21 protein-coding genes and 1 pseudogene are annotated in these 26490 nt (G+C 71.9%); 12 read left to right on the plus strand and 10 right to left on the minus strand.

The window, feature by feature from the left end:
- Window positions 1-11 precede the first annotated feature (11 nt).
- The 5 genes from LN042_RS02755 to LN042_RS02775 form a co-directional block, all read right to left on the minus strand.
- Complete coding sequence (locus LN042_RS02755) at window positions 12-1412, minus strand: preATP grasp domain-containing protein (protein WP_230048131.1); 1401 nt, start codon at window positions 1410-1412, stop codon at window positions 12-14.
- The gene (locus LN042_RS02760) at window positions 1406-3907 is read right to left on the minus strand and encodes an amino acid adenylation domain-containing protein (RefSeq protein WP_230048132.1); all 2502 of its coding nucleotides are present in this window, start codon (window positions 3905-3907) and stop codon (window positions 1406-1408) included. Before LN042_RS02760 ends, LN042_RS02755 begins: the two co-directional genes overlap by 7 nt.
- On the minus strand, window positions 3900-5690 hold the full coding sequence (locus LN042_RS02765; protein ID WP_230048133.1) for an ABC transporter ATP-binding protein: 1791 nt from the start codon (window positions 5688-5690) through the stop codon (window positions 3900-3902). The genes LN042_RS02760 and LN042_RS02765 overlap by 8 nt, the downstream gene beginning before the upstream one ends.
- On the minus strand, window positions 5687-7405 hold the full coding sequence (locus LN042_RS02770; RefSeq protein ID WP_230048134.1) for an ABC transporter transmembrane domain-containing protein: 1719 nt from the start codon (window positions 7403-7405) through the stop codon (window positions 5687-5689). The genes LN042_RS02765 and LN042_RS02770 overlap by 4 nt, the downstream gene beginning before the upstream one ends.
- A 73-nt stretch (window positions 7406-7478) precedes the next feature.
- Entirely contained in the window at window positions 7479-8534 is a 1056-nt protein-coding gene (locus LN042_RS02775; RefSeq protein WP_230048135.1) for a methyltransferase, read from the minus strand.
- Window positions 8535-9545: 1011 nt separating this feature from the next.
- Between LN042_RS02775 and LN042_RS02780 the strand changes: the two genes are divergently transcribed.
- The 11 genes from LN042_RS02780 to LN042_RS02830 all read left to right on the plus strand — a co-directional run bounded on the left by LN042_RS02780 (window position 9546) and on the right by LN042_RS02830 (window position 22506).
- Complete coding sequence (locus tag LN042_RS02780) at window positions 9546-10679, plus strand: glycine amidinotransferase (protein WP_230048136.1); 1134 nt, start codon at window positions 9546-9548, stop codon at window positions 10677-10679.
- Window positions 10680-10719: 40 nt separating this feature from the next.
- Window positions 10720-10905: a hypothetical protein gene (locus LN042_RS02785; RefSeq protein WP_230048137.1), complete on the plus strand. Its 186-nt coding sequence runs from the start codon at window positions 10720-10722 to the stop codon at window positions 10903-10905.
- A complete protein-coding gene (locus tag LN042_RS02790) occupies window positions 10902-12161 on the plus strand; it encodes a cytochrome P450 (RefSeq protein WP_230048138.1) in 1260 nt (419 codons plus the stop codon). The genes LN042_RS02785 and LN042_RS02790 overlap by 4 nt, the downstream gene beginning before the upstream one ends.
- Window positions 12158-12985: an O-methyltransferase gene (locus LN042_RS02795; RefSeq protein ID WP_230048139.1), complete on the plus strand. Its 828-nt coding sequence runs from the start codon at window positions 12158-12160 to the stop codon at window positions 12983-12985. The genes LN042_RS02790 and LN042_RS02795 overlap by 4 nt, the downstream gene beginning before the upstream one ends.
- Window positions 12982-14064 (plus strand): LLM class flavin-dependent oxidoreductase, encoded by a 1083-nt coding sequence (locus LN042_RS02800; protein ID WP_230048140.1) that lies wholly within the window; start codon window positions 12982-12984, stop codon window positions 14062-14064. Before LN042_RS02795 ends, LN042_RS02800 begins: the two co-directional genes overlap by 4 nt.
- Entirely contained in the window at window positions 14057-14974 is a 918-nt protein-coding gene (locus LN042_RS02805; RefSeq protein WP_230048141.1) for a 3-oxoacyl-[acyl-carrier-protein] synthase III C-terminal domain-containing protein, read from the plus strand. The genes LN042_RS02800 and LN042_RS02805 overlap by 8 nt, the downstream gene beginning before the upstream one ends.
- Window positions 14975-15081: 107 nt before the next feature.
- The gene (locus LN042_RS02810; RefSeq protein ID WP_230048142.1) at window positions 15082-16962 is read left to right on the plus strand and encodes a condensation domain-containing protein; all 1881 of its coding nucleotides are present in this window, start codon (window positions 15082-15084) and stop codon (window positions 16960-16962) included.
- Between the two features lie 46 nt (window positions 16963-17008).
- The gene (locus LN042_RS02815; RefSeq protein WP_230048143.1) at window positions 17009-18268 is read left to right on the plus strand and encodes an ATP-grasp domain-containing protein; all 1260 of its coding nucleotides are present in this window, start codon (window positions 17009-17011) and stop codon (window positions 18266-18268) included.
- Window positions 18269-18322: 54 nt separating this feature from the next.
- A complete protein-coding gene (locus tag LN042_RS02820) occupies window positions 18323-19579 on the plus strand; it encodes an ATP-grasp domain-containing protein (protein WP_230048144.1) in 1257 nt (418 codons plus the stop codon).
- A complete protein-coding gene (locus LN042_RS02825) occupies window positions 19576-20541 on the plus strand; it encodes a fatty acid desaturase family protein (RefSeq protein WP_230048145.1) in 966 nt (321 codons plus the stop codon). The genes LN042_RS02820 and LN042_RS02825 overlap by 4 nt, the downstream gene beginning before the upstream one ends.
- A gap of 567 nt (window positions 20542-21108) precedes the next feature.
- Window positions 21109-22506, plus strand: a complete 1398-nt coding sequence (locus LN042_RS02830; protein WP_230048146.1) for an APC family permease — start codon at window positions 21109-21111, stop codon at window positions 22504-22506.
- 7 nt (window positions 22507-22513) lie between these two features.
- Here the strand turns inward: LN042_RS02830 and LN042_RS02835 are convergent, their stop codons facing one another.
- The gene (locus LN042_RS02835) at window positions 22514-22924 is read right to left on the minus strand and encodes a hypothetical protein (RefSeq protein ID WP_230048147.1); all 411 of its coding nucleotides are present in this window, start codon (window positions 22922-22924) and stop codon (window positions 22514-22516) included.
- A gap of 401 nt (window positions 22925-23325) precedes the next feature.
- Between LN042_RS02835 and LN042_RS02840 the strand changes: the two genes are divergently transcribed.
- Complete coding sequence (locus tag LN042_RS02840; RefSeq protein WP_230048148.1) at window positions 23326-23529, plus strand: cold-shock protein; 204 nt, start codon at window positions 23326-23328, stop codon at window positions 23527-23529.
- 146 nt (window positions 23530-23675) lie between these two features.
- On the opposite strand, the gene htpX is transcribed toward LN042_RS02840, so the two are convergent.
- From htpX to LN042_RS02860, 4 genes and pseudogenes are all read right to left on the minus strand, one after another.
- Complete coding sequence (htpX, locus tag LN042_RS02845) at window positions 23676-24581, minus strand: zinc metalloprotease HtpX (RefSeq protein WP_230048149.1); 906 nt, start codon at window positions 24579-24581, stop codon at window positions 23676-23678.
- A gap of 5 nt (window positions 24582-24586) precedes the next feature.
- Window positions 24587-24871 (minus strand): hypothetical protein, encoded by a 285-nt coding sequence (locus LN042_RS02850; protein WP_230048150.1) that lies wholly within the window; start codon window positions 24869-24871, stop codon window positions 24587-24589.
- Window positions 24868-25641 carry a PspA/IM30 family protein gene (locus tag LN042_RS02855; RefSeq protein WP_230048151.1) on the minus strand — a complete coding sequence of 258 codons (774 nt, stop codon included), beginning with the start codon at window positions 25639-25641 and terminating at the stop codon, window positions 24868-24870. Before LN042_RS02855 ends, LN042_RS02850 begins: the two co-directional genes overlap by 4 nt.
- 61 nt (window positions 25642-25702) lie before the next feature.
- Window positions 25703-26344, minus strand: a pseudogene (locus LN042_RS02860) (dienelactone hydrolase family protein); the annotation flags it as partial.
- Window positions 26345-26490: the final 146 nt, after the last annotated feature.

Genomic DNA, 26490 nt, shown 5'->3' on the forward strand with positions numbered 1-26490 from the left:
CCGTAGGGGGTTCAGGGGCGGGAGGCCGAGGGCGTCGGGCCGAACAGCGCGCCCATGGCCCGGTCGCAGGCCCACGCCTGGTCCGGGGTCTCGGCGAGAATGCAGTACATGACGCCGTTCGTGCCGTCGAAGGCGTTGGTGAACACCACGCCCGTGCGCTCCTCGGGCCGGTAGGCGAGCCCGGCCTCGGTCAGCCGGGCCTTCGCGGCGGCGAAGGAGGGGGTGGACCACCCCTCCGGCCAGACGCGTTCCAGGATGATCCGGTCACGGCCGAAACCGGGGCCGGCGACGGACCGGCCGATCACGCCGTAGATGTGGGTGGAGCCGGTGACCCGGCCGTTGAACTCGGTGAAGAGCACCTCGCGCTCCGGCGTGACGATCGCGTCCGGGCCGAGCACGCCGCGGTATCCGATCGCGTGCAGTGCCTGCGCGAGCCGTTCGGCGCCCCGGCACAGCTGCTCGAGGACCTCCGGCTCCAGGCCCTGCGCGGGCATCACCTGGCCCACGGCGTAGGGCGCGGAGAGCAGTTCGCCGGTGCCGCCGAGGTGGACCCCGGTGGCGCTGATCAGGTACTCGGCGAAATAGGCCGAACTGTCCCGGTGGTAGCGCTCCACCACCGGGCGGCTGCGTCCGCCGCCGGTGAGCCACGACCAGCGGTCCGCCAGATAGTCACGGACGTCCCCGGGCGAGGTGACCGGCACCACCCGCCGGGCGCCGACGGGCCGCACGGTCGGATCGGCACTGAGAATCTCGTTGCCCCGCCCGCCGGAGAGGAAGTCGTGTTTGAGGACGACCGCTTCGCCCCCCTCCAGCAGATCGAGGACCATGCGTTCCGCGGCGTCCGCGCCGGTGCACACCCCGCCCTGCGGAACCGGCACACCGGCCCCGCCGGCCACGGCCCGGAACATGGACTTGCTGTTGACCAGCAGCCCGCCGCCCTGGGCGGCGAAGCCGTGGCCCGGCATGGCGTGTGCGACCCCCAGCTGCACGGCCAGTCGTGACACGGCCGGATCGGGCCAGAGCGCGGACAGGTGGGTCACCTCGCGCCCGCCGACTGCCTTTCGCAGCTCAGCGACGAACTCCGGATCGGCCAGCCGGCCCGGGGTGAGCATGCCCTGGGAGGCGGCACCCTCGTCGCCTCCGCCGGCCGGCGGGACCACGAAGCTCAGGCTGTCCTTCCGGACGGCCGTCAGGGAGGTGACGTAGTCGACGAAGTCCTCGTCCGGTGGGGTCGGCAGGACCAGCACGTCGCCGTCACGGGCGAACCAGACGAGTCGCTGCACCCACCAGCCGGTCCAGCCCCGGTCGGTTCGCACGTCCTCGCTGAAGTCGTTCCCGATCAGGATCCTGGTGCGGTGGCCGCCGGCCACCTCGTCAGCCCAACCGGCGTGGTCCTGCGGCAAGTTCAGCATCGCTGCGTCCGATCTATGAGGTGGGCCATGCCAGCGATGGTCGGCGTGGCGAGGAAGTCCAGCAGTGGGACCTCGACGCCGAGCTCCTCGCGCACCGCGTCGAGCAGGGCGAGCATCCGGAGCGAGTCCCCGCCGGCCGCCATGAAGTTGCTGTGCAGACCGGCCCCGGACGTTGCCAGCACCCGGCACCACAGCCGGGCCAGCGCCAGCTCCAGCTCGGTGCGCGGATGCTCGTCGTCCGACTCGGCCGTCGGGGCCGCGTGCGGGTCGGGCAGCGGGAGCCGGGAACGGTCCAGCTTCCCGGTCGGGCCCAGCGGCATCGACTCCAGCGGGACGACCTGGGCGGGCACCGCGTAGTCCGGCAGGATGCGGCTCAGGTAGCCGACGAGCTCGCGCGCGTCCGGCGGGAAGGCGGTGGCCGCCGAGACGAAGGCCACCAGGCGGGGCGGGGCCGCCCGATCGTCCACCACCACGGCAGCCTGGGCCACCGTCGGATGGGCCCGCAGCGCGGATTCGATCTCGCCCGGTTCCAGCCGATGGCCGCGGATCTTCAGCTGCCGGTCCCGCCGGCCGAGGAAGACCAGCGTGCCGTCGGGCAGCCGGCGGGCCACGTCACCGGTGCGGTAGCCGCGGGTACCGTCGGGGTGGGTGGTGAAGGCCGGTGCCGCGGTGTGCGACGGGCCCCAGTAGCCGAGCGCCACCCGGTCCCCGAGCAGTTCCAGCTCGCCGTACACCTCGGTGGGGTGGCCGTCCGCGTCGAGCAGCCGCACGCCGACGCCCGGGACCGGCCGACCGACCGGCAGCGTCGGCCGATCCAGGTCGGCGCGGGTGGCGAGGTGCTGGAGCGCGAGGGTGCACTCGGTCGGCCCGAGTCCGTTGATCAGCACGGCTCCGCGTGGGAAGGCGGTCAGGAACCGGCGCAGGTCCTGCCTGGTGGCCTCCTCGCCGCCGAGCACCACCGCACGCACCCCGGTCAACGACGGCTCCGGCCCGCTCGCCCGCTCGGGGAGGTCGCCGACCAGGTGACGGAAGAGCGTGGGTGTGCAGTGCAGGACCGCGGCGTCGAGCGCGGCCAGCCGCGCCCGCAACTGCGGTGCGGGCAGCAGCGGATCGGTGACGTGCAGGGTGGCGCCGGTCAGCAGCGCGCCGAACAGGTCCATGACCGCGGCGTCGAAGGTGAAGCGCGCCAGCAGCGGTACCTGGTCCCCGGCACCGATTCGGACCCGGTCCGCGTAGCCCAGGGCGTGGGCGAGCACATTGCGGTGGCTCTGCAGCACGGCTTTGGGAGTACCGGTGGATCCGGAGGTGTGCAGCAGGTAGGCGAGCGAGTCCGCCCCCGCCGGACCGGACGGCACCTCCTCCGGCGCCGGTCCCGGCTGCTCCATGGAGAGGACGGGCAGTTCGCGGGCCAGCACCCGGGCCCGGTCGGCCAGGGCCGGATCGCAGGCGAGCACGGACACTTGGGCGTTCGCGAGGATCCGGGCGAGTCGTCCGTCAGGTTGGCGCGGATCGAGCGGAACGTAGGCGGCACCGGATTTGAGCACCGACCACACGCCGATCGCCGCGCCGACGTCGTGCTCGCAGAGCAGCGCCACCCGGCCGCCGGCAGCGGTGTGCGGTCGTAGGCGGTGGGCGATCCGGTCGGTGACCGCGTCGAGTTCGGCGTACCGGTACCGTCCGGACGGTCCGGTGACGGCGATCCGATCGCCGTGCGCGGCGACCACCGCCCGGAAGCGGTCGACCAGGGACTCCGCCGCACCGGGCGGCGCGGGCGCGACGTACCCCGGTGGAGTGGGCACCGGCCAGTCCGCCTCCGCGACGGGCTGGTGCTGGACGGGCAGCTCGCGCACCGGTCGGCTCGGGTCGGCGACGGCGTTGCCGAGCAGGGTGGCCAGGTGGTCGAGCAGCCAGGCCGCGCCGGCCCGGGTGAAGCGGCTGCTGTCGTAGCGCAGGCTGAGGGTGCTCACGCCGTCCTGCCGGTCCCATCCGAAGGTGGCGTCGATCCCGGCACTGATCGCGGTCGTCAGCGGCGCCGGCTGCACGGCGATGGTGACCGGTGCGGCCCCCTGCGGCAGCTCCGCGCCGTGTGCCAGCGCCTCCGCGCCGGCCCGAGCGGTCTCGCGCACCAGCTCGTCGAACGGGCCGGCGGGGTCGACCGCCAGGCGCAGCGGCACCAGCGCGGGTGCGAGCTCCGGGCGCAGCAGCCGGGGGTCGAGACCGATCAGCAGCTCGGTGCTGCCGGTGTGCCGGTGCAGCACGGCCGCCAGCGCGGCGAGCAGGACGACCGGCTCGGACGGGGCTCCGGGCAGTGCGGCGAGGGCTGCCGTGGTCGCGGCCGGGAGCCGATGCTCCGCGGTCCCGGGCGTGAACCCGCCGGTGGCGAGCCGCGGCAGATCACCCGGCAGCTCCGTCGCGGTGGCGCCGTCCGGCGAGGAGAGGTCCGCCACGACGCAGCTCGGGCCGGCGACCGTGCCGGCCTCAGTGCGCTCACTCACCGACGTGCACCTCCTCGGGCCGACCGTGCCAGGACGCCCAGAGCGCGGCATAGCGGCCACCGCGTGCCACGAGCTCGTCGTGCGGGCCGACTTCCACGATCCGTCCCTCCTCCATGACCACCACCCGGTCCGCGTCGCGTGCGGTGTGCAGGCGGTGGGCGATCGCGACCACGGTGCGGCCGGCCAGCACCGCGGCCAGTGAACGCTCCAACTGCCGGGCGGTGCGCGGGTCGAGCATCGCCGTCGCCTCGTCCAGCACAAGCGTGTGCGGATCGGCCAGCACCAGTCGGGCCAGAGCCAGTTGCTGGGCCTGGGCAGGGGAGGGGCGGGTCGCCCCGGAGCCCAGTGGGGCGTCCAGCCCGAGTTCCGCGGCCCAGTCCCAGGCGTCCACGGCGCGCAGCGCGCGCTCGAGTTCCCGGTCGTCCGCAGTCGGCTTGGCGATCAGCAGGTTGTCCCGCAGGGTGCCGCTGAAGACGTGGTGCTCCTGGGTGACCAGGACGACCCGGCGGCGCAACTCGGCCAGTGGCAGCGCGGTGAGTGGTACCCCGCCCACGGTCGCCGAGCCGGTCCTGGGCTGGTGGATGCCGGTGAGAAGCCTGCCGAGGGTGGACTTGCCCGCCCCGGAGGAGCCGACGATGGCCAGCCGCTCCCCGGGCTCGATGACCAGATCGAGGTCGTGCAGGACGTCCCGCCCCGCCCGGTAGGCGTAGCTGACCCCGCGCAACTCGATGGGCTCACCATTGGCCGCAGCGGCGCCGCCCCCGGCCGCAACCGCCTGCGGCCGCCCGGCGGGCAGCACCGTCTGCGGCCGCTCGGCTTGCTCGCCGACACCCATGAGGCGCGCCAGTGAAGCGCCGCCGACCTGCAACTCGTCCATCCAGAACAGCAGTCGGTCCACCGGACCGATCAGCTGCTGGACGTAGAGCGTCACGGCCGTCACCGCGGCGAGCGTCACCACGCCGTGGATGTAGAGGAGTCCGCCGATCGCCAGCGACGCGACGACCGGCAGGACGTAGCCGGTGTCGGCGATCGGCAGGTAGACGCTGCGCAGCCACAGGGTGTACCGCTCGGCTGCGAAAGACTCCGCGATGTCCTGGTTGAGCCGCTCCATGCGCTTGTCCGCGACGCGCAGCGCATCCACCGTCCGCGCGCCCTCGACGGTCTCGGCGAGCGTCTCGGTGATCCTCGAATAGGACGCGTTGGCCCGCAGGTAGCCCGGCCGGGCGCGGCCCAGGTACCACCGGGTCGACGCCCAGAGCACGGGCACGGCGATCAGGCAGGGCAGCACCAGCACCGGGCTCACCAGAACGATCGCTCCGATGGTGAGCAGGATCGTGCACAGCGCCATCAGGGCGTCCGGGGCTGCCAGTTGCACGGTACGGGCGAGCACATCGATGTCCCGGGTGGACCTGGTGACCAGGTCGCCGGAGCCGGCCCGCTCGACCGTGGCCAGCGGAAGCTTGAGCAGGCTGTCGACGAACTGCTCGCGCAGGCCGGCCAGCACCTGCTCGCCCAGGCGCACGGAGCCGAACGTGGCGTACCGTTCCAGCACGGCCTGGGCGATCACGGCGACGCAGATCACCAGCCCGGTGACGGCGGCCGTGTCCAGGTGCCGGCCGGCGTCCTGGATCAGCCGGCCGAGCATCCAGGGGGCGACCAGTCCGGCGACGGTGGCCAAACCGTGCAGGAGCAGGTTCCGGGCGAGCTCGCGCCGGTTGTCCCGGATCAATTCCTTGGAGCGGGCGCGTACGGCGCGGGTGGACGCGACGGGCAGGGCGTTCACGACGCGGCCACCTCCCGGGTGACGATGGATCGGTACTGGGGGTTGGCGAGCAGCTCGGTGTGGGTGCCGTGAGCGACGACCTTGCCGTCCACCACCAGCACGACCTGCTCGGTGCGGTCCAGCAGCAGTGGGCTGGTGGTGAGGACGAGCGTTGAGCGGCCCGCGCGCAACGCCGACAGGCCGGCGGCGATGGTGCCCTCGGTGTGCGCGTCGACCGCGTTCGTCGGTTCCACCAGGACCAGCACCTCCGGGTCGGCCAGCACGGCCCGGGCCAGCCGCAGCCGTTGCTGCTGACCGCCGGAGAACTCCCGCCCCGCGTTGCCGATCACCGTGTCCAGGCCCTCGGGCAGCCGGTCGACGATCTCGGTGGCCGAGGCACCGTCCAGTGCCCGGGCCAGCAGCTGCGGGTCGGCCGCCGCGCGGTCGCGCGGGTCGAGTTCACCGCGCAGCGGGCCGGAGAACAGCCGGGCCTCGCTGTCCACGACCAGGACGCGGCGGCGCACCTCGTCCAGCGGCAGATCGGCCAGCGGGACCCCGGCCAGGGTGGTGGCCGAGTCGGTGTAGCGACCCAGCCGGTCGGCGAGCGCTCCGGCGTCGGGCGTGCCCGTGCAGACCACACCGACGATGCGTCCGGCGGGCAGCACGAGCCCGGACTCGGGATCCTCCAGGACCGTCGCCGCGGCGGCCGGGGCCGGGGCCGGCGTCGCCGTGCCGGAGCTCAGTTCCGGCCGCAGTCCCAGCAGCTTGACCACCCGGCCGGCCGCCACCAGGGCACGGGTCAACTGGTCGACCATCCCGGTCGCCCGGCGCAACTGCTCGGCCAGGAAGACCGCGTAGCCGTAGAACGAGACCAGCAGGCCGGCGCTGATCCGTCCGGTGTCGACGTAGTGCGCCCCGAGCCAGACCACCGCGGTGACCAGTAGACCGGGCAGCAGCAGCTTGACCCCGGTGATCCATGCCTCGATCGCGGCCACCCGGACGCTTTCCTGCCGGACCCGCTGCGAGGCGGTCCGGTAGCGGTCGGCGAAGACCTCTTCGCCACCGATTCCGCGCAGCACCCGCAACCCGGCGACGATGTCCACCGCCAGATCAGTCAACAGGGCCTGCTGTGAGCGCAGTTGATCCTGACGACTGTGAAGTACCCGCATCAGCCGGGCCATCGCCCAGGCGATCGCGGGGACGCCGAGCAGCACCAGCAGCCCGAGCTGCCAGGACTGCGCGAGCATGATGCCGGCGACCAGCAGCGCCGAGACCACCGCCCCGCTGCCGCGGGCCGAGCTCTCCAGGGCGACACCGACCCGGGTGACGTCGGCGGCCCCCACGCTCAACGCCTCTCCCGCGGAGACCTTCTTGGGCAGGTCCGCACCGAGCCAGGCGGCCTGACGGGTGATGAACTGCGTGGTCGCGTAGCTGGCGCCGTAGCGGTTCCGCACCGAGCAGCGATCGCGCAGGGTGCCGGTGACGGCTTGGCCGACGCCCAGCGCCAGGACGACCCCGCTCCACAGCAGCAGGTTCTGCGCGCTGCGCGCGATCAGCCCCGCGTCGACACCCCGGCCGACGGCGGCGGGCACCAGCCCCTGACACACGGCGCACAGCACGCCGTACACCAGGGCGAGCAGGGCCGTCCCGCGCCGGGCGTCGACGAGCCACCACAGGTAGCGGGCTGGTGAGCGGTGGTCGGGGACGCCCGGATCAGAGTCAGGAAAAGGACGCATGTCTTCCCAGGGTTGTTTCAGGCCGGCGGAAGGTCGGACCGGGAGCGGTCCGAGAGGGTCGGCGCGTTGGTGACTAGGCCTTGATGCCGGTGGTCAGCCCGTGTTCGAACGGAAGTCCGGCGATGGTCGTCACGTCACCGAAGCCCGCCCGGCGCAGCCAGTCCTCGTAGTCCCCGGCCGGGTACGCCATGCCCCCGCCGCTGGCCAGGACGTTCAGGTAGAGGGAGAGACGGGCGGAGTAGATGCCCTGCGTCTCGTCATCGGAAGCGTTGAAACCGTAGACGATGACCCGACCGCCGGCGGGCAGCGCGTCGTACGCCTTGCGGAGGAGCGCGACGATCCGGTCTCCCGGGAAGATCTCCAGGACGTGACTGAACATCACGGTGTCGTAGCCGGTCGGGAAGGCGTCGGCGAACAGGTCGACGCCCCGCAGGTCGACCCGGCTCTCAGTGTCGGCCGCAGTGGCTTGCTCGGCGAGCCTGGCGACACTGGGCATGTCGAGGATGGTCACCTGGAGCTCCGGGTACCGCGCCACCAGTGCGGCGGTGGTGGTGCCTGCCCCGCCGCCGACGTCGAGCAGCCGACGGGCAGGGGAGAACAACGCTTCCTGCTCGACCAGGCCGGGAAGGGTCCGGAGCGTGAAGGCGCTCATCGAGGCGTGGAAGACCGATTCCAACTCCGGTGTGCGGGACAGTCGCTGATAGAGCGTCGGCTCATCACCCGGGAAGGCCGCGAGCGCGGTATTGGTGCCGGCCCGGAGCGCCGTGGTCATCTGCCCGAACGCCGGGTAGTAGATGTCCCGCCAGCCGACGAGGATCCGGCGCCAGCTGTCCGGGGAGTCCGCTGCGAGCAGCTGCTCGGCGGTGGCGGCGTTCCGGTAGTCGCCGTCGTGCCGCTCCAACAGGCCGGTGGTGCACACGGCGTGCAGCAGGACGCGCAGCTGGTGAGCGGGCAGACCGGTGAACTCGCGCACGGCCTCGAAGGACGAATCGGAATTCTTGGAGAGGAACTCGAAAACACCCAGTTCGGCCGCGGAAACCACGGCATTGAAGAGAGCCGGGGCGTTCACCAGGAATTGGAATCGTTCGAAGACCGGATCCTGCGATAAGTCGGCCGAAGATCGTTTCATCTCATCCCCATGATAAAGTCGCTCACCGTCGATAGGGCAGAGCGATGTCTCGAAGCTTCGCACCCCCTCTGTCATACTGTCAAGCGACTTTTCCCCGAGTTCCGGGGAGGGCCGTTCGGGACCGTTAATGCATGGTGGGGGTGCCGGTCGGTCCGTCCGCGGGTGTCGTCGGCCACCGCAAGCCATCGTGTGCGGCCGGTCCCGGTGAGGGTTTTGTGCAGTCGGGCCGAAAAGCGGTGGCCGTTCGGGCAGTGGGGCGGCCGGGGATCTCGCCGCAGGCCGGGCGGGGAGTGGTCGACGACGGCGTTGTGCAGGTCGCCGTCGGCCGGCGCCGGAACGGTTCTTGGGAACGGTCCGGGCCGTCGTGGTGGCTGCCGCCGGTAGGGATCCTACACGGGTTCCTTGGTGTTCAAGTGAGCCGATTTGCTTGACGCGCAAGGTTTGTAGCGCCGTAGGGGCTGTCGGTGGCGCGGTCGAGGGGGCCAAGCGGGCGACTCGGCGGCAGTCGGGGCCCGATCCGCGTGACCGGGTCGAGCCGCGGGGCGGGCGCTGCGGGCCGACCGGCGGCAGGGGGTGCGCGGGCCTCGATGGTCCGCTCCTCGGTGCTGGCGGGAGCCGTTCGGGCAGTGGGGCGGCCGGGTGGTCGGTCGCGCCGGCCTCGGGCCGGACGTCAGTCCACCGCACACGAATAGGACGGAAGCCCTCGCGTCCGCGGCAGCCCTTCGCGGAAATCTCCGGCTGCCACCGTGCACTGTGCAATCAGCCGCGCCGGGTGGCGGCCGGGCTATATAAGCGGCCTTGAAATGTCCAGTTTGTGTGATTCAGGGCGCGTGCGGCCCTATGCGGCGGGCGCGGTTCTACCTAAGGGTATTGCCGTCGCCGAAGGAGCGTGCCTACGGTGTACCAGCTGATCCTCCGGGCCTCGCCCGATTTTCCAGACCTGTCCATTTCGGTCGTTTCCGGCCGGCCTCGTCCGGCGTAGCTTCCCACATTCGGGAGCGTGTCACGCTTATGAAGCTGAACAGTTACGATGAGTGGTCGCCCCTGCGTGAGGTCGTCGTCGGCTCGGCGGCGAACTACACATCGCACGAGCGCGAGCTGTCCTTCGACCTCTTCTTCCACGACAACCTGGTCCGCTCGGAGTGGTACTACCCAAGGCTGAGCGTCGGCTCCACCGGCGCCACGCGGTCGACGATCAAGCAGCGCTACGTGGAGGAGCTGCTGGAGGACATCGAAGGCATCGTCGACGCCCTCCGCTCGCTGTCGGTGACCGTGCACCGGCCGCTGGACCTCCACGAGTCCACCGCGGAGGTGCGCACCCCGGCCTGGTCGGCCGCGGTGGTACCGCCGTTGAACGTCCGCGACAACACGCTGGTCCTGGGCGACGAGATCATCGAGACACCGCCGATGATCCGCTCCCGCTGGTTCGAGACCCAGTTCCTGAAACCGGTCTTCAACGAGTACTTCCGCCAGGGCGCCCGTTGGACGGTGATGCCCCGTCCGCTGATGACCGACGCGTCCTTCGACCAGTCCTACGCCCGGGGCGGCAGTCGGGTGGGCGGGCCGACCGAGCCGATCGAGGATCCGCAGTCCTCGCCCTATGACGTCGGGTTCGAGATGATGTTCGACGGGGCGCAGTGCCTGAGGCTCGGCCGGGACGTGCTCGTCAACATCTCCACCGAGAACCACGCGATGGCCGTGGACTGGCTGGAACGCCATCTCCAGGGACGCTTCCGGCTGCACCGCGTCCACCAGCTGAGTGACAGTCACATCGACAGCATGGTACTGGCGTTGCGCCCGGGCACCCTGCTGGTCCGCTCCAAGGAGGTGGCCGACCAGCTGCCGGAGCCGCTGCGCGGTTGGGACCTGATCGTTCCGCCGGCGCCGACCGCGAACAACTTCCCCGGCTACGAGGACGACGACCTCATCCTCACCAGTCCGTTCATCGACATGAACGTGCTCTCGGTGAGCCCGGACACCGTCCTGGTCAATGACGCCTGCCCGGAGCTGATGCGGACCCTGGAGCAGCACGGCTTCACCGTGGTGCCCGTCCGGCACCGCCACCGGCGGCTGTTCGGCGGCGGCTTCCACTGCTTCACCCTGGACACCGTCCGGGACGGCGGCCCGGAGGACTACCTGGGCTGACCACCGCTGTTGTCCGACCGACCGTCACACAGGGGGAACGGTGACCGCAGTCCCGCAACAGCCGGCCGTGCGGATCACGGCTGTCGGCACGGCCGTGCCGACGACGTCGTTCAGCCGGCGCGAGCCGCTGGACGAATTCCGGACCACCGATCCGCGGACCAGACCGGTGCTCCTCAACAGCGCACCGGTCCCCAAGGCAGCCGTCGAGCACGGGGAGCGGGGATGACAGAGCCCAGGCACAGCACCGCCGCAGCAGGTGGCGCGCCGAGTGGACCCGACGTGGTGACGGATGAAGTCGACGTGGTGTCGCTGCCCACGGTGCGGCAGAACGTCTTCGATCCGCCGCCCGAGTTGACCGCCCTGCGGGCCGAGGCACCGGTGCGCCGGCTGCGCTATCCAGACGGCCACCTCGGCTGGCTGGTCACCGGTCACCGTGCGGCCCGGGCCGTGCTCGCCGACCCGCGCTTCAGCGCCCGCTCCGAACTGAAGCGGGTGCCGGTGGCCCGACCGGGCTCGGACCCCTTCTACGGCCGCCCCGCGCTGCCGGGCTGGCTGGTGGACATGGACCCGCCCGACCACACCCGCATCCGCCGCCTGCTGACCGGCGAGTTCACCGCGCGCCGGATGAAGCAGCTGGTGCCCCGGATCGAACGCGTCGTCGACGAGCGGCTGTCCCACCTGGCACGACAGGCCCAACCCGCCGACCTGGTCGAGGCGTTCGCGCTACCGGTGCCGTCCCTGGTGATCTGCGAGCTGCTCGGGGTCCCCACCGCGGCGCGGGAGGACTTCCAGCACCAGAGCACCCTGCTGTTCCGCCTGGACGTCTCCGCGGACCAGGCCACCGAGGCGATGGACTGGTTGGACGGCTTCCTGCGCGAGTTGGTCCGGCACCGGCGCGCGCGTCCCGGGGACGACCTGCTGAGCCGACTCGTGGCCGACGGCTCGATGACCGAGGAAGAGGTCGCCGGCACCGGCGTCCTGCTGCTCACCGCCGGTCACGAGACCACCGCGGGTTCGATCGGCCTGGGCACCTTCGCCCTGCTCTGCCACCCCGAGCAGCTCGCGGCCCTGCGGGCGGATCCGACGCTCACCGACAACGCGGTCGAGGAGCTGCTCCGCTACCTGACCATCTTCCAGTTCGGAGTGCCCCGCACGCCGTTGGAGGACGTCGAACTCGCCGGCCGGCTGCTGCGGGCAGGGGAGTCGGTGACGGTCTCCCTCTCGGCGGCCAACCGAGACCCGGAGGCGTTCGCGGAGCCGGACAGCCTCAGGCTGGACCGCAGGACATCCGCCCACCTGGCCTTCGGCCACGGCATTCACCAGTGCATCGGTCAGAACCTGGCCCGGGCCGAGATGCGGGTGGCCTTCCCGGCGCTGTTCCGCCACTTCCCCGAGCTGCGCCTGGCCGTCCCACTCGACGCCGTGCCACTCGGCCATGACATGGGCTTCTACGGAGCACACCGGCTACCGGTCGCCTGGTGACGGCCGCGCCACGCCCCAGCAACCAGGACCAGCCGGTCCACCGACCCGACAAGGCGGGAACCCCTGTGATCGACGACGCGTTCATGGCAGCGGTCAACGAACTCTCCGTGCCGGAAATGGGCACCGACGCCACCGCACCGCTGCTCTACTGGCTCATCCGCACGGTCCGCCCCCAGCACGTGCTCGAAGTGGGCATGGGCTACACCACGCCGTTCCTCGCCCAGGCACTGCGCGACAACGCGACGGCGGTGGACCTGGAGCGGTCCCGGCTCGGCGATCCGGCCGCCGCCGAACTCCAGCCGCTGGCCCACGCGGAGTACTACGAGCAGCCGTACCGTCCCCGGCTGGTGTGCATCGACCGGATGACCGACCCCACCTCCTCCGCGCCGCGCGCCCTGAAGGTGCTCGACGACCTCGGTCTCACCGGAGTCTGCACCGTCGTCGAGGGCGATATGACCGGGGCGGGGGAGCGCGTCCAGCAGGAGCTGGGTCTGATCGACTTCGCCTGGATCGACACCTGGGACACACTGGCGTTCGTGCGCGAGTACTGGCAACTGATCAACCCGGCGGGCGGGATGCTCGCCGTGCACTACCTGATGACCTATCCGCAGGGCCGGGCCATCCTCCACTACCTCAAGTCGCTGGCCGGCCCGGAGGGCGGGCTGGAGATCACGAACCTGCGCGAGCCCCACCGCACCGGGCAGAACAGCACCACGCTGATCCGGCGGATCCGTGACTACGTCGATCCCGAAGACCTGCGGCCCCAGGGCACCGCCAACGACCCCACCGGGGTCCTCGACCGTTTCGCCGGCGGTGGGCGATGACCGCCGACCCCGGCCGGGGGGAGTCGATCGCGGCGGAGCCCGGCCTGCGGATCTACTCGGTGACCCCGGAGTCCGTGACCTCCGATCAGCGACTCGACGGCGACTACCGCACCCGGCTCGGCGTGACCGCGGCCGCCTCGGAGGCAGCCGGTTGGACGGGCATCCTGGTCCCGCACAACCTGCACGAAGTGGATCCGTGGATCGTCGCGGGCCACCTGGGCGCGGTCACCAGCAACCTCGTCCCGCTGCTGGCCCTGCAGCCGGCTTGCACCCCGCCGCACACGGCGGCGGCCTGTGCGGCCGCGTACGCGATGCTGTACGGCCGCCCGTTGTACTTCAACCTGGTGACCGGCGCGCGCGACGACGAGATGCGCCGGATCGGCGACGAGTTGACGCACGATCAGCGCTACGAGCGGTTGCGCCACTACGGGCGGGTGCTCAGGGCGCTGCTGAACGGCGAGTCGGTGGACGAGACCGGCGAGCACTACACCTACCAGGGGTTCCGGCTGGAGCCGCGCCCGGAAGTCCTGGCGCAGTGCAAGGTGTTCGTCGCCGGTTCCTCCCCGGCCGGCCTGGCCGTGGCCAGGGAGATCGCCGATGTGGTGGTGACCCACCCGGCCCCGTACGCCCAGTGGCGGCAGGAGTTCCTCGATCCGCTGCGGGAGAGCGGCTACACCGGCGAGATCGGCATCCGGATCGGGGTGCTGAGCCGCCCCGATCCGGCCGACGCCTGGCGGGAGGCGCACGAGCGCTTCCCGGAGTCCTGGCTCGGGCGGCAGGAGGCGCTGCTCAAGACGCAGTCGTCGAACCAGTGGTCGCGGGTGCTCGCCCGGCAGGCCGTCGCCGAGGAGGCGGAGGCGTCCGGCGGGCGCGATCCGTACTGGCTCGGGGCTTTCCGCAGCGGTCGGGCCAGCGCGCCGTTCCTGGTCGGTGATTACGCCGAGGTCGCCGAACGGCTCGCCGAGTACGCCTCGGCCGGCGTCGGCCACCTGTTGCTGAGCGGAGGCGCCGAGGAGGACTACCCGCACATCCGGCGGGCACTGCCGCGCATCGGGGAGAGGGGCGACGGCCTTGCCTGACGTCCACCTGTCGGCCATCGGATACGCGCTGGGCGAACCCCGCGAGCTCTCCGAACTGCAGGCGGTGCTGCCCGATGACCTGTCCGTCCTGGCCGAGGACATCGTCCACTACCGGGCGAGCGATGCCGAGATCTGGGAACTGGCGGCGGCCGCCGCCGAACAGAGCCTCGCCGGATGCCCAGAGCCCCCCGACGCACTGGTCTACGTCAGCCAGAACGAGCCGGACTCCGCCACCGCGCTCGCCCGGCTCGCCAATCGGCTCGGGCTGACCACCTGCCCGTCCATCGCGCTGTCCGGCCACGACTGCGGCAACTTCGGGCCCGCGCTGGGCGTCGTGCGGGACATGGTCGTCGCGGGGACGCGCCGGCGGGTCCTGCTGGTGCTGGCGGACCGGGCCCGGGAGCCCCGGCAGCGGCTGATGGCAAGCGGCCTGTCCCTGTTCAGTGACGGTGCGGCGGCCTGTCTGGTGACCGCCGACGCCCCGGGGACCGACGGTGCGACCTTCGTGCTCGAGGCCGCCGCGAGCCGCACCGAAGTGCGGTTGGAAGAGCCGGAGGTGGCCGGCACCGGGATGCTGACCACGGTCCGGCTGGCTGCCGAGACCATCGCCGAACTGCTGGCGGACACGGGTCGGTCCCGGGACGACTTCCGGCACGTGGTGTTCGCCAACTACCGCACCGCGTCACAGAAGTTCCTGTGCACCGCGATGGGGTTCGGGTACGAGCGGATCCTGCCGGGCGCCGTCGCCGATCAGGCGCACTGCTTCGCCGCCGACATCCTCATCACCCTGGCCCAGCGGCACGCGGACGGCTCGCTCTCCCCGGGCGACCGCTTGCTCGCCTCCGCGACCGGCCCGCACGCGTGGAACACCCTCGCCCTGTCCGTGCCGATCAGGCAGGCCGGCCGGTGAGCAGGGTCGACCCGTCGGTGGCCCGTTCACTCGGCCCCCGGCCGGGGCGCTGAGCACGAACCCTTCCGGCAGATCAGAGCAGACGAGAGAGACTCAAGGGTCAGGACATGGCAAGCATAGTGCGCGGCGGTCCACTGACGCTCGCTCAGCGGCGGATGTGGCTGCGCTCATACTGGCGCGGGCAGGGGGAGTACTTCCCTGCCTGGCAGAAGAGTTGGGCGGTTCCCGGAGGGGTGGAGGTCGCCACCGCCCTCGACGCCTGGGCCAAGCTGGCGGCCCGGCACGAGATCCTCCGCACCGTCTTCCTGATCGGCCCGGACAGCGAGCCGATCCAGGTGGTCCTCGACGCCGACGGCTTCCGCCCGCCGGTCTCGGTGGCCGACGCGGCAACGGCGGAACCGGGCCGGTCGGCGGAGGCGGCCGGGCCGCTCACCGTCGGTGCCGCCTTCGCCCGCCCGCTCTGGTCGGTCCGGTTGCTCGTCGCGGACGGTCTGGTCAGCGGTGTCGACCTGGTCTTCGACCACATCATCAGCGACGGCAGCGGCCTGCAGAACTGGCGGCAGCAGTTCCTCGACCACTGCCGCGGCCGGGACGTCCCGGTGCGGGTGGTCCAGCCGCTGGACCGTGAGGCTTCGCCGGCGCGGCCCCCGGCCGCCGTCGCCCCGGAAGACCATGCGGCCCGCAGCCCGCAGATACCCGCGCCGGGGCACGGCAGGGCGACCACCGGACCACGCTACCTGCTCTCCTCCACCACCTACCGGGACCTGCTCCCATGGGTGGACGAGCTGTGCGAGCGGACCGCGGCCTCCCGATCGATGGTCTTCATGTTCGCCATCGCCTGGCTGCTGAACCGCTACTCCGGCCACCCGCGGGCGCTGTTCGCCAACTACGTCTCGGGCCGCGTCGGCCGGGACGACGGCATCGAGTGCCAGGTCCGGCCGATGGACATCCCGGTGGAGATCGACGACTCGCTGAGCTTCGCCGAGGCCCTGCGCGCGGTCAACTCCGAGACGCTGCACGCCTACCAGCGCGACCTGCTGGCCGGCCCGGTTCCGCCGGAACACCGGGCCCGGACCGCCGCGGCGCGCGGGGTGGGTTTCGTCGTACCGGTGTACTTCAACTTCCAAGGGCACCCACGGGCCGACGGACCGGTCGCCGGGCCGCGCAGGCAAGCCGTGGTCACCGCGCGCGAGGACGAGTGGGACGAGCTCGGTCGGCCGTGGTGCGTCGTGGTGTACGTGTACGTGAAGGAGGACGAGGTCGTCCTGGACGTCGACACGGATGTCCGGATGCTGTCCGCCGGGACGATCCACACCTTTGCGGACCTCCTGCCCGAATTGATCCGGCTGATGGCCGAGCGACCGTCCGCGCCGGTCCACTCGGCCGACGCACTGCTTCCGCCGGACTTCGCGATGCCCCCGAACTCCGTTCTGCTGGGCGACACATGGGTGAATCCCGACGCGGTCCGCCGGGTACTGGAGTCCGCCCCGGGAGTGCGAGCGGCCGAGGCGCGGTGCGAGTCGGGGCAGCTGCGGGCCCACCTGGCGCTGGAGGTCGGCGCCGACCTGTTCGACATCCATGAGCACCTGCTGTCACAGCTCCGCCTCCACCTGGACGTGGCCGTGCCGCAGTGCTACCTCCCGTTGCGGCTCGACGGCGTCCCCTGGTGGCCGGCCGGCGCCGACCGGGCCGGCTGGTCTCCCCGGGAGGCCGCGCCGGTGCTGCCACCGGGGACGGAGGCGGAGCACGAGCTGTGCGCCGCGATCCGGGAGACGCACGGACTGGACGTCGAGAACCTGGCGCTGAGCTACGTCGCCGCCGGCGGACGCCTGCTGAGGGCCCCCGCGGTCGTCGAGGCGCTGCGTCGCCGCAGGCTCATCGGCCTGCAGTCCTACCACTTCACCACCCCCTGGACGTTGCGCGCCGTCGCACGCTCGCTGCGGCCGGAGCCGGACCGGCACACCGACGGTGCCACCTACCTGGGCTGAACCGCCGGCCCATCCAACCCCCACCGACCAGCTACGGAGCGATAAGATGCCCGGTTCCCCGGCTTCCACGGCCCCGCCCGTGCTCATCATCGAGCCCACCTCCTCCGCGCACGGGCTGATCCACGAGGCCCGCGCCGCGGGTCTGCACCCCGTCGTGGCCACCTACGACGAAGGCGACCGGCGGCTGCCGGACCCGGTGCGGGAGCGCGTCGGCACGCTCGTCCAGGTGGACTGCAACGACGAGCTGAGGCTCGGCGACCTCATGGCCCGACTGCACGCCCGGACCCCGTTCGTCGGCGTGCTGCCCGGGGACGAGTTCTACGTCGCCACCACGGCGCGGCTGGCGGATCGGCTCGGGCTGCCCGGATTGCCGGCCGAAAGCGCCGCCGCGCTGCGCGACAAGGCCCTGATGCGGGGCAGCGTGGCGCGGGCCGGGCTGCGCGTCCCGCGCTACCGCGAGGCGGCGGACGCCGAGACGCTCGCGGCCGCGGCCTCGGCGGTGGGCTTTCCGGCGGTGCTCAAGCCCGCTGCCTCCGCCGGCAGCATCCACGTGACCCGTGTCGACGACCCGGTTCAGCTCGAACGGGCGTACCGCGCCTTGCTGAGCGACACCCGCCCCGACGACGTGGGCGGTCACCTGGACGGCAGGGTGCTCCTGGAGGAGTACGTGCCCGGGCCGGAGATCAGCGTCGAGGGATACGTCCACCGGGGCCGTGCGGTCGTTGTCTCCGTCACCGAAAAGATCCTCAGTCCGGAGCCGCACTTCCTGGAGGTCGGTCACGTCTCCCAGGCGGAGCTGGACCGGCCGACCAGGGAGCGGGTCGAGTCCTACGTGGACGCGGTGTGCCGCGCCCTGGACGTGCACCTCGGACCGTTCCACTGCGAACTGCGACTGGTCGACGGCGAGCCGGTGCTGGTGGAGATCGGCGCGCGCCTGCCCGGGGGGCGGGTCACCGTGCTCACCGAGTGGGTGACCGGGGTCTCGCTGCCGCGGATCATGCTGGCCGCCTACACGGGAGGTGACGTGCCGTCGGCCGCCGTGGCCGGTGCGCCCGTCGCCAAGTACGCCGGCGTGCACCACTTCACCGCGCCGGGTACCGGCGTCATCAGCTCCGTGTACGGGATGGAGCAGGTCCGGGGAGCCGGGTTCGTGCGCGAGGCAGTGCTGCGGGCACGCCCCGGTGACCTGATCGAGCCCTTCGGTGACTTCCGCTGTCGTCTCGGCTTCGCGATGTTCACGGCCGACACCCACGCCGAGGCGGTGGCCCGCCGGCAAGCCCTGGCCGCAATGGTGACCTTCGCCTAGGCGGAAGACCGGCCGGCCGACACCCACTCGTCGCAATCCCGCAGGGAGCCCACAGTGTTCGACCCTCCGCACCTTCTCGTCGTCGGCAGCGGCGACCCCCTCTACCGGGAGTACGCCCTGGCCGGCCTCGCCGAGAACCACACGATCACGATGATCGACCGTTCCCCGGCCACCTGGCAGGCGAAGTACCTCGTCGACCATGCCGTGGCGCCACTCGACGCCGTCGACCAGGTAGCCGCCACGGCAAGGGAGTTGTCCGGCCGGCACCACTTCGACGGTGTGGTGACCTGGGGGGAGTTCGCCGTGCCGGCCGCCGCCCGGGCGGCGGCCGAGCTGGGTCTGCCCGGCATCCGCCCCGAGGTGGCACAAGCCTGCCGGGACAAGGGCCTGACCCGCGGCGTCCTGGCCGCGGCCGGCGTCCCCTCGGCCAGATCGGTGCGCGCCGCCACCCCGGCGGAGGTGCGGGCCGCCGCGCTGGAGATCGGCTTTCCGGTGGTGGTGAAGCCGACCTCCAGCGCCGGCAGCCGCGGTGTGATCCGGGTCGACGGGCCGGAGGGCCTGGCCCGGGCGCACGAGTTCGCGGCCCGCTCCACCGCCGTCGCGGCCGACGGCAGCCGCCCGGTGCTCGTCGAGGAACTGCTCGTCGGTCCCGAGGTCAGCGTCGAGTGCGTCAGCTACCGGGGGGAGACCCGGGCGGTGGCGTTGACCCGGAAGTCCGTGGGCCTGCCCCCGTACTTCGAGGAGCTCGGCCATCTGGTGGAGCCGCAGGACGGCGACCTGTCCGACGAACCGGCGGCCCTGGTGGCTGTCGCCGCGCTCCGCGCGCTCGGAGTGGACGACAACGTCAGCCACGTGGAACTGAAGCTGACGGCGGACGGCCCGAAGATCGTCGAGGTCAACGCCCGGGTGGCCGGAGACATGATCGGCTACGCCGTCCTGCTGGCCACCGGGATAGACCTGGTGCAGGCAGCCGCCTCGATCGCGCGCGGGCAGCGCCCCGATGTGCGGGCCCGCTACCGGCGGAGCGCCGCGGTCCGCTTCCTCTACCCCCCGATCACCGGGCACGTGGTGGAGCAGTCCGCGCCCGACGGGCTCCGCGCGGAGCCCTGGCTCGACCGCCTGATCTGGGAGCAGCCGATGGGTACCCTGGTCGCGCCCCCGCCGGACGGCGACGTCGACTCCCGGCTGGCCCAGGTGGTCGTCACCGCCCCCACACCGGAGCAGGCCGTGCTCCGGCTCGACCAGGTCTTCGACCAACTCCGCTTCCGGGTCGAGCCTGTCGCCGGGGCCGCCGCGGTGCCGGGACGATGACCCGCCCCATGCCCGCCGGCTCGGTGACCGCGCGGCCGGGTCGGCTGTTCCTGAGGGCACGGGTCTCCAGGCGGGACGAGGCCGTGTTCGTGCTGAAACTCCTGCTGGCAGTCGTGCTGGTGGCCGGTGGCGCACTCCTGGCGCTCCGGTCGAACCTGCTCGTGGCCGCGACGGGTGTGGTGCTGCTGGGCGCGACCTACACCCACCTGCTGGAGCTTCAGCACCAGTGCCTGCACCACTCGGCCTTCCGGCGGCCCGGGGTGCACCGAGCGGTCGGGGTACCCCTGGGGTTGGCGCTGCTGGTGAGTTACAGCCACTACCGGGTCCGGCACCTCCAGCACCACCGCTACCTGGGCACCCCGCGCGACTCGGAGTTCTTCGGTTTCGACACGCGTCGGCCGATCACGGTGGGCGGACTCTGCCGGGGGCTGTTCGACCTCGGGCGGATGGCGGCAGTGCTCCACAGCATCATCCGCTGCGTCCGGGGCAACTGGACCTACGACATGGGACAGATATCGCACCGCCTCAGCCGTGACATCCGGAACGAGTACCGCTTCATGGGCCTGCTCGTCCTCGCCGCCGGCGGCGGCTTCGCGCTGGGCCTCGGCGGTTTGGTGCTGCGGCTCTGGCTGCTGCCGCTCCTGATCGGGCTGCCGCTGCACTTCCTGGTGGAACTGCCGGAGCACCTCCTGTGTGACTCGGACTCCACCGACGTACTGCGCAACACCCGCTCCATCCGCGGGACTTGGTTCAGCACCTGGTACACCAACGGCAACAACCTGCACGTCGAGCACCACGCCGCCATGACCGTCCCGATCAACCGGCTTCCGGAGCGCCACGAGGACGTCCGACGTTTCGCCGTCCACGTCGAGCGCGGCTACCCGACCTTCTACCGCCGCGTCTTCCGCGAGGCGCGCCGCAACTCCCGCATCCGCCGAGCGCCCGACGCGGGCCGGGGGTGACGCCTGCCGCACGGGCGAGCGAGCCGACCGGTCCACCCGTCCGTGTGACGGGCGGACCGGTCGGGCCCGGCCCGACGAGGGCGACGGCGACGATGAGACCTGCGAGGTACTCGGCGCTCATACGACCCGCCTCGCTTCGCTCGTTATGCGCGAGCGCAACGCGCACCCCACGATGGTGAGTTCGCTGCGCTCACGCACAGTTCTCCGGAACATCGACGCGACCCTCGCATCGGCGTCATGCGTCCGAGACCCGGCTTGGCCGGTCGCCCCATCCCGACCGGCCCTACGGTGATCGGCGCGGTCCGGTGGCTGCTCGGCCAGGGGGATTCCCGCTCCCGCTGGGACGGCATCGAAGCCGTCCCCGACACCGCCGTGCGCCTGGTCCCACGCCTGCGCAGCCGCCGACCAGCCGCCGGACGTCGGTCCGCTCCCAGCGGGCAAGCTCCGGGCGACGGACCGGCTGCCCCGGAGTCGGCCGTGCCACCCACGTGTCCGTCGGCATCTCCCGAGCACAGGACGCACAATGACCAGTAGTCAGATACCGACCACAGCGCGGGACGGAGACCCATGCCGGACCAGCACGGCAGGACCGCCGGACTACCGGTCGACGAGGACCCGCTCGCCCGGTTCGGCTACCGGAAGCAGCTGCGCCGCACCCTGCACCTGCGCGACCTGCTGGTCTACGGCATGGTCTTCATGGTCCCGATCGCCCCGTTCGCGATCTTCGGAGTGGTCTTCGAGCTCTCCAAGGGCATGGTGGCACTGACCTACCTCGTGGGCCTGGTCGCCATGCTCTTCACTGCTCTTGGCTACCGCGAGATGTCCCGGGAGTTCCCGATCGCCGGCTCGGTCTACGCCTACGCCGCGCGCGGGTTGCGCCCGGAAGCCGGGTTCCTGGCGGGGTGGGCGATCCTGCTGGACTACCTGCTCGTGCCGACGCTGCTCTACGTGACGGGCGCGGTCGCCCTGCAGTCGGTGGTCGGCGGCGTGCCGCAGTGGTTGTGGATCGTTGTCTTCGTGGTGTTCAACACCGTCGTGAACCTGCTCGGCATCCGAACCACGGCCCTGATGAACAAGCTCTTCCTGCTGGCCGAACTGATCGTGCTGGCCCTGTTCGTCGGGCTGAGCGTCTCCGCCATCGCCCGCGGGGTGGGCGGGGCGCACTGGACCCTGGACCCGCTGTACGACCCGCGGGTCTTCTCCGTCTCGGTGGTCTTCTCGGCGCTGTCCGTGGCGGCGCTGTCCTTCCTCGGCTTCGACGCCATCTCCACGCTGGCGGAGGAGGTCCGGGGCGGCGCGCGGGTCGTCGGCCGGGCGACCCTGCTCTCGCTGTGCATCGTGGCGGCCCTCTTCGTCGTCCAGTCCTACCTGGCCGCGCTGCTGCTGCCCGGCCGCACCGGCCTGCCCGGCCAGGCCGCGGAGAACACCGCCTTCTACGACGTCGCCGGCATCGCCGGCGGGGTCTGGCTCAAGAACGTCGTCGCCGTCACCAGCGCACTCGCCGCGGCGGTGGCCAACGCCCTGGTCGCCCAGGCCGCGACCTCCCGGCTGCTCTTCTCGATGGCCAGGGACGGGTTCCTGCCGCGCTTCCTGGCCCACGTCAACCCCAAGGGCCAGGTGCCCGAGCGGGCCGTCTTCCTGGTCGCCGGGATCAGCCTGATCCTCGGGCTGGCCCTGGTCGGCCAGGTCGCGCTGCTGTCCTCGCTGGTCAACTTCGGCGCGCTGTTCTCCTTCCTGCTGCTGCACGTCTCGGTGGCGAGCTGGTTCCTGATCCGCCGGCGGCAACGCACCTACGGCATGCATCTGGTGGTTCCGCTGCTGGGTTTCCTGATCATCGGCTACGTGCTCTGGAAGGCGAGCCCGCACGCGCAGATCGGCGGCGCCTGCTGGCTGGCGGTCGGCATCGCGATCCTGGTGGTCCGGCGGCGGACCGGGCGCTCGGTCGACCTGAGGCTCCACTCCTGAGCCGCGGTCAGGCCTGGCCCGCGGCGCGCGGCGGACTCTCCGGCCACACTTCGAACGCCTGTGAGATCCCCGCCGGCGGACCGGCACGGAAACGGCTGCGGATGAGCGCCGCGACCTTGACCACGGCATCGGCTCTACCGCCGAGCTCCACTTTCACCGGATCGGCATCCGTGTCCGCGGCGGCATCCTGCTGTGCGGCGGCGTCTTCGATCGGCGCCGACGTGTCCACCTGCCATCGGGTGCGGACCGGCTGCTCGGCGGCTGAGACGTAGTCCCTCGCCGCGCCGGGACTCGGGACGGCGATCAGCCTGAATGACCGGCCCACCGTGTCGGCGACGACGTTCGCCACGTACGGCGCACCGGTGATCGTCATGTGCACCATCGCACTCGGTTCCCGCGACGGGTTGGCACTGGTCATCGCTCTCCTTCGGTCGGCCCCTCTCCCAGCGTCTGCCGGTGGCGGTTCTGCCGCACGTGCGCGGCGGAGAGTCCCGGCCCACGTCCAGGGCGGCCGGCGGCCCATTCGCCTGGCTGTTCGCCTCCGCCGTGGCCCGCGCGGGCGTCGCAGCGCGAGCACGCGCGACGTCGGCCGAGGCGCGGGTGCGGGCGCGACGGCTCCGCGCCGCGTGTCCTTCGCGGCTCCCTGGTCGTGGGATTCGCTGCGGTGTAGCGTCATTACCAAGCAGTCGTGGTTCCGAAGTCCTCGCCCGCGGTCATGTGTCGTGGGCGTTTTTGCTGTTCGGCAATTCTCCGGGCCAAGGCGATCACCTCCGGTCCCGCACTCGTGGGGCCCGATCAGTTCCCTCGAAGGAGAATCGCATGGCTACTGGCACTGTGAAGTGGTTCAACGCCGAGAAGGGCTTCGGCTTCATCGAGCAGGACGGCGGCGGGCCCGACGTGTTCGCTCACTACTCGAACATCGACGCCCAGGGCTTCCGCGAACTCCTGGAGGGCCAGAAGGTGACCTTCGACGTCGTGCAGGGCCAGAAGGGTCCGCAGGCGGAGCACATCCGCCCGGCCTGACCACCGCGCACGAGCGGGCTCCCCGCACGGTCCACGTGCGGGGAGCCTTGCCGTCTCCGTCAGCCCGCGAGCCCTTCCGTACGCCCGGGGGAGCGGGGCACCGGCGTTCCCGTCGGCGGGGCGCGAGGCGGGTTCCGGTTCCGGGCTCAGGCCGGCCCGCCCAGCTCCAGGGAGATCTTGGCGAGCTGCTCGAGGCGGCGCTCCAGGCTCGGGTGCGTGGAGAGCAGGCTGGCCAGGCTGGCGCCGTCGCCGAGGGCGGGTGCGAAGAGGAAGGCGTTGAAGGATTGCGCGGTGCGGAGGTCTTCGGTGGGGATGCGGGCGATGGTACCGCTGACCTTGGTCAGGGCGGAGGCAAGCGCGGAGGGCCGTCCCGTCAGCATCGCGGCGGAGCGGTCGGCGGCAAGCTCCCGGTACCGGGACAGCGCCCTGATCAGCAGGAAGCTGATCACGTAGACGATGGCGGAGACCGCCATGATGAGGGTGAGGAGGATGGCGGTGTTCTGGTCGTTGCGGCTGCGTCCGCCGAACAGTTCGGAATAGAAGGCGAAGCGGACCAGTAGTCCGGCCAACACCCCGAGGAACGAGGCGACCGTGATCACCGCGACGTCGCGGTGCGCGACGTGGGACAGCTCGTGGGCGATGACGCCCTCCAGCTCCGGGGCGTCCAGGCGGCGCAGCAGGCCAGTGGTGACGCACACGACGGCATGGTCGGCGTTGCGGCCGGTGGCGAAGGCGTTGGGCAGGTCGACGGGTGAGACGGCGACCTGTGGTTTGGGCATGTCGGCGGTGGCGCACAGCCGGTCGATGACGCCGTGCAGGCGTGGCTCCTCCGCTGGGGTGACCACCTGGCCGTGCATGGCGAACAAGGCGATCCGGTCGGAGAACCAGTACTGGACCGCGAGCAGCCCTGCGGCGATGACCACGACCAGGACCCAGGACTTGAGCAGCGCGATCAGCACGGCGATGAACGCCACGTAGAGCAGGCCGAGGAGGAAGAGGGTGGCCAGCATGCGGGCGGTCAGCTGCCGGTCGGGCTCGAATCGGCTTCGCATCGCCATCACCTCGGGGTCGGGCGCTCGTCGGTGAGCAGCGCGCGGACTTGCGCGAGGCTCATGTCGCTGTCGGGTGGTACCGGTTCCGGGGGCGCGGGGTTCCGTGCGGACAGCGGGGCATCGAGGCCGCGCACGGCGTCCGGCAGGACCGGCAAGGCTTCGGCGGAGGCATCCTCAGTGTGTGCGTCGGCGTCGGCGGCGCTTGGCCGGCCGGCGTTGACCTCGCTGACCTTGTCGAGATCGTCCTCGGTGAGGGGGTACCGGCCTTCGCGGGGAACCCAACCGTTCATGACTCGGCCTCCCGCTCAGGCGGGGTCGCGGGCTTGCCGGGATCCAGGGTCGGCGTGGGGGTGGCCGCGGTCAGCTCTGCTTTCATCCGGGCCAGGTCCGCCTCGACGTCGTGGCCTTCGGCGGCGGCATCGAGCTGGTCCTGGATGTCGTCGCGCCCGGCGGGCAGGGTCGCGTCCTCCAGCGCGCCGGAGGCCATCAGCTCGTCCAGCGCCCCGGCGCGGGCCTGCAGCTGCTCGGTCTTGTCCTGGGCCCGCTGCATCGCCGTACCGATGTCGCCCATCTCCTCGGAGACGCCGGTGACGGCCTCCCCGATGCGGGTCTGAGCCTCGGCCGCGGTGTAACTCGCCTTGACGGTCTCCTTGCGGGTACGGAACGCGTCCACCTGCGCCTGCAGCCGCTGCGAGGCCAGCGTGAGTTTCTCCTCCTCGGCCTGGAGCGAGGTCTCCTGCCCCCGCAGGTCGGTGATCTGGGAGGTCACGGCCGCCCGCCGGCTCAGCGCCTCGCGGGCGAGATCCTCCCGTCCGACCGCGAGGGCCTGCTGCGCCTGCCCCTCCAGCTTGGCGGAGGACTGGTCGAGTTGGGTGATCTGCAGTTCGACGCGTTTGCGGCTGGTCGCCACGTCCGCCAGGCCGCGCCGCACCTTCTGGACCAGGTCCAGCTGCTTCTCGTAGGAGTAGTCGAGCACCTCCCGAGGGTCCTCGGCGCGGTCCAGCGCCTTGCCGACCTTGATCCTGAACAAGGCGGCGATGCGGCGGGTGATGCTGGTCATCGCGACCCACCTCCTCCTCTTCCCGGGGCCGGGGTCGGGCCCGTCGGTGCGTGGGGAGCCTTCATAGTCGAGTCTGCGCCGCGCTGCCCGGCAGGTGGCCGGTGAACCAGTCGGTGGCCAGATCGGCGACCTCCTCCAACGCTCCGGGCTCCTCGAACAGGTGAGTGGCGCCGGGGATGACGGCGAGCCGGTTCTCGCAGCGCAGCCGTTCCCCGGCGTCCCGGTTGAGTTCGAGGATCCGGGGGTCCTCGCCGCCGACGATGAGTAGCGTGGGCGCCGTGACTGCGGGCAGACGGGGGCCGGCGAGGTCGGGCCGTCCGCCGCGGGACACGACCGCCCGGGCCGGGGAGTCGGGTTCGGCCGCCGCCCAGAGTGCGGCGCCGGCTCCGCTGCTGGCGCCGAAGTACCCCACGTCGAGGCCGCGCGTCTCGTCCCGGTCGAGGAGCCAGTGGGTGGCGTCGGTTAGGCGGCGGGCGAGCATGGCGGTGTCGAAGACGTTCGCCCGGTCGGTCTCCTCTTCCTCGGTGAGAAGGTCGAAGAGCAGCGTGGCCAGCCCGGCCCGGTTCAGAGCGTCGGCGACGAACTGGTTGCGCGGGCTGTGCCGGCTGCTGCCGCTGCCGTGGGCGAACAGCACGATGGCCCGTGCTCCCGGGGGCACGACCAGTCGGCCTCCGAGTCGAACTCCTCCTGCCGGCACGGCGACGGCTGTGCGCATGACCTGTCACTTCCTCCCGGTGGGGGCGGCGACGAACCGGCCGGGCTCGTCTTCGGGTCCCAGAGCGACGCTGACGCCGTCGAAGCCGCCGGACGAGGGCAACGGTTCTCCGCCTCCTGTTGCCGTCCCGGGCC

This window comes from Kitasatospora humi (assembly GCF_020907985.1).
In the GTDB taxonomy this organism is placed as follows: Bacteria; Actinomycetota; Actinomycetes; order Streptomycetales; family Streptomycetaceae; genus Kitasatospora; species Kitasatospora humi.

Excerpts from the sequence above, each read along its gene's own strand:
- LN042_RS02755 (WP_230048131.1), bottom strand. The coding sequence starts at position 1,412 with ATGCTGAACTTGCCGCAGGACCACGCCGGTTGGGCTGACGAGGTGGCC.
- LN042_RS02770 (WP_230048134.1), bottom strand. The coding sequence starts at position 7,405 with ATGCGTCCTTTTCCTGACTCTGATCCGGGCGTCCCCGACCACCGCTCA.
- LN042_RS02775 (WP_230048135.1), bottom strand. The coding sequence starts at position 8,534 with ATGAAACGATCTTCGGCCGACTTATCGCAGGATCCGGTCTTCGAACGA.
- LN042_RS02780 (WP_230048136.1), top strand. The coding sequence starts at position 9,546 with ATGAAGCTGAACAGTTACGATGAGTGGTCGCCCCTGCGTGAGGTCGTC.
- LN042_RS02790 (WP_230048138.1), top strand. The coding sequence starts at position 10,902 with ATGACAGAGCCCAGGCACAGCACCGCCGCAGCAGGTGGCGCGCCGAGT.
- LN042_RS02800 (WP_230048140.1), top strand. The coding sequence starts at position 12,982 with ATGACCGCCGACCCCGGCCGGGGGGAGTCGATCGCGGCGGAGCCCGGC.
- LN042_RS02810 (WP_230048142.1), top strand. The coding sequence starts at position 15,082 with ATGGCAAGCATAGTGCGCGGCGGTCCACTGACGCTCGCTCAGCGGCGG.
- LN042_RS02815 (WP_230048143.1), top strand. The coding sequence starts at position 17,009 with ATGCCCGGTTCCCCGGCTTCCACGGCCCCGCCCGTGCTCATCATCGAG.
- LN042_RS02825 (WP_230048145.1), top strand. The coding sequence starts at position 19,576 with ATGACCCGCCCCATGCCCGCCGGCTCGGTGACCGCGCGGCCGGGTCGG.
- LN042_RS02830 (WP_230048146.1), top strand. The coding sequence starts at position 21,109 with ATGCCGGACCAGCACGGCAGGACCGCCGGACTACCGGTCGACGAGGAC.
- LN042_RS02835 (WP_230048147.1), bottom strand. The coding sequence starts at position 22,924 with ATGACCAGTGCCAACCCGTCGCGGGAACCGAGTGCGATGGTGCACATG.
- LN042_RS02840 (WP_230048148.1), top strand. The coding sequence starts at position 23,326 with ATGGCTACTGGCACTGTGAAGTGGTTCAACGCCGAGAAGGGCTTCGGC.
- htpX (WP_230048149.1), bottom strand. The coding sequence starts at position 24,581 with ATGCGAAGCCGATTCGAGCCCGACCGGCAGCTGACCGCCCGCATGCTG.
- LN042_RS02850 (WP_230048150.1), bottom strand. The coding sequence starts at position 24,871 with ATGAACGGTTGGGTTCCCCGCGAAGGCCGGTACCCCCTCACCGAGGAC.
- LN042_RS02855 (WP_230048151.1), bottom strand. The coding sequence starts at position 25,641 with ATGACCAGCATCACCCGCCGCATCGCCGCCTTGTTCAGGATCAAGGTC.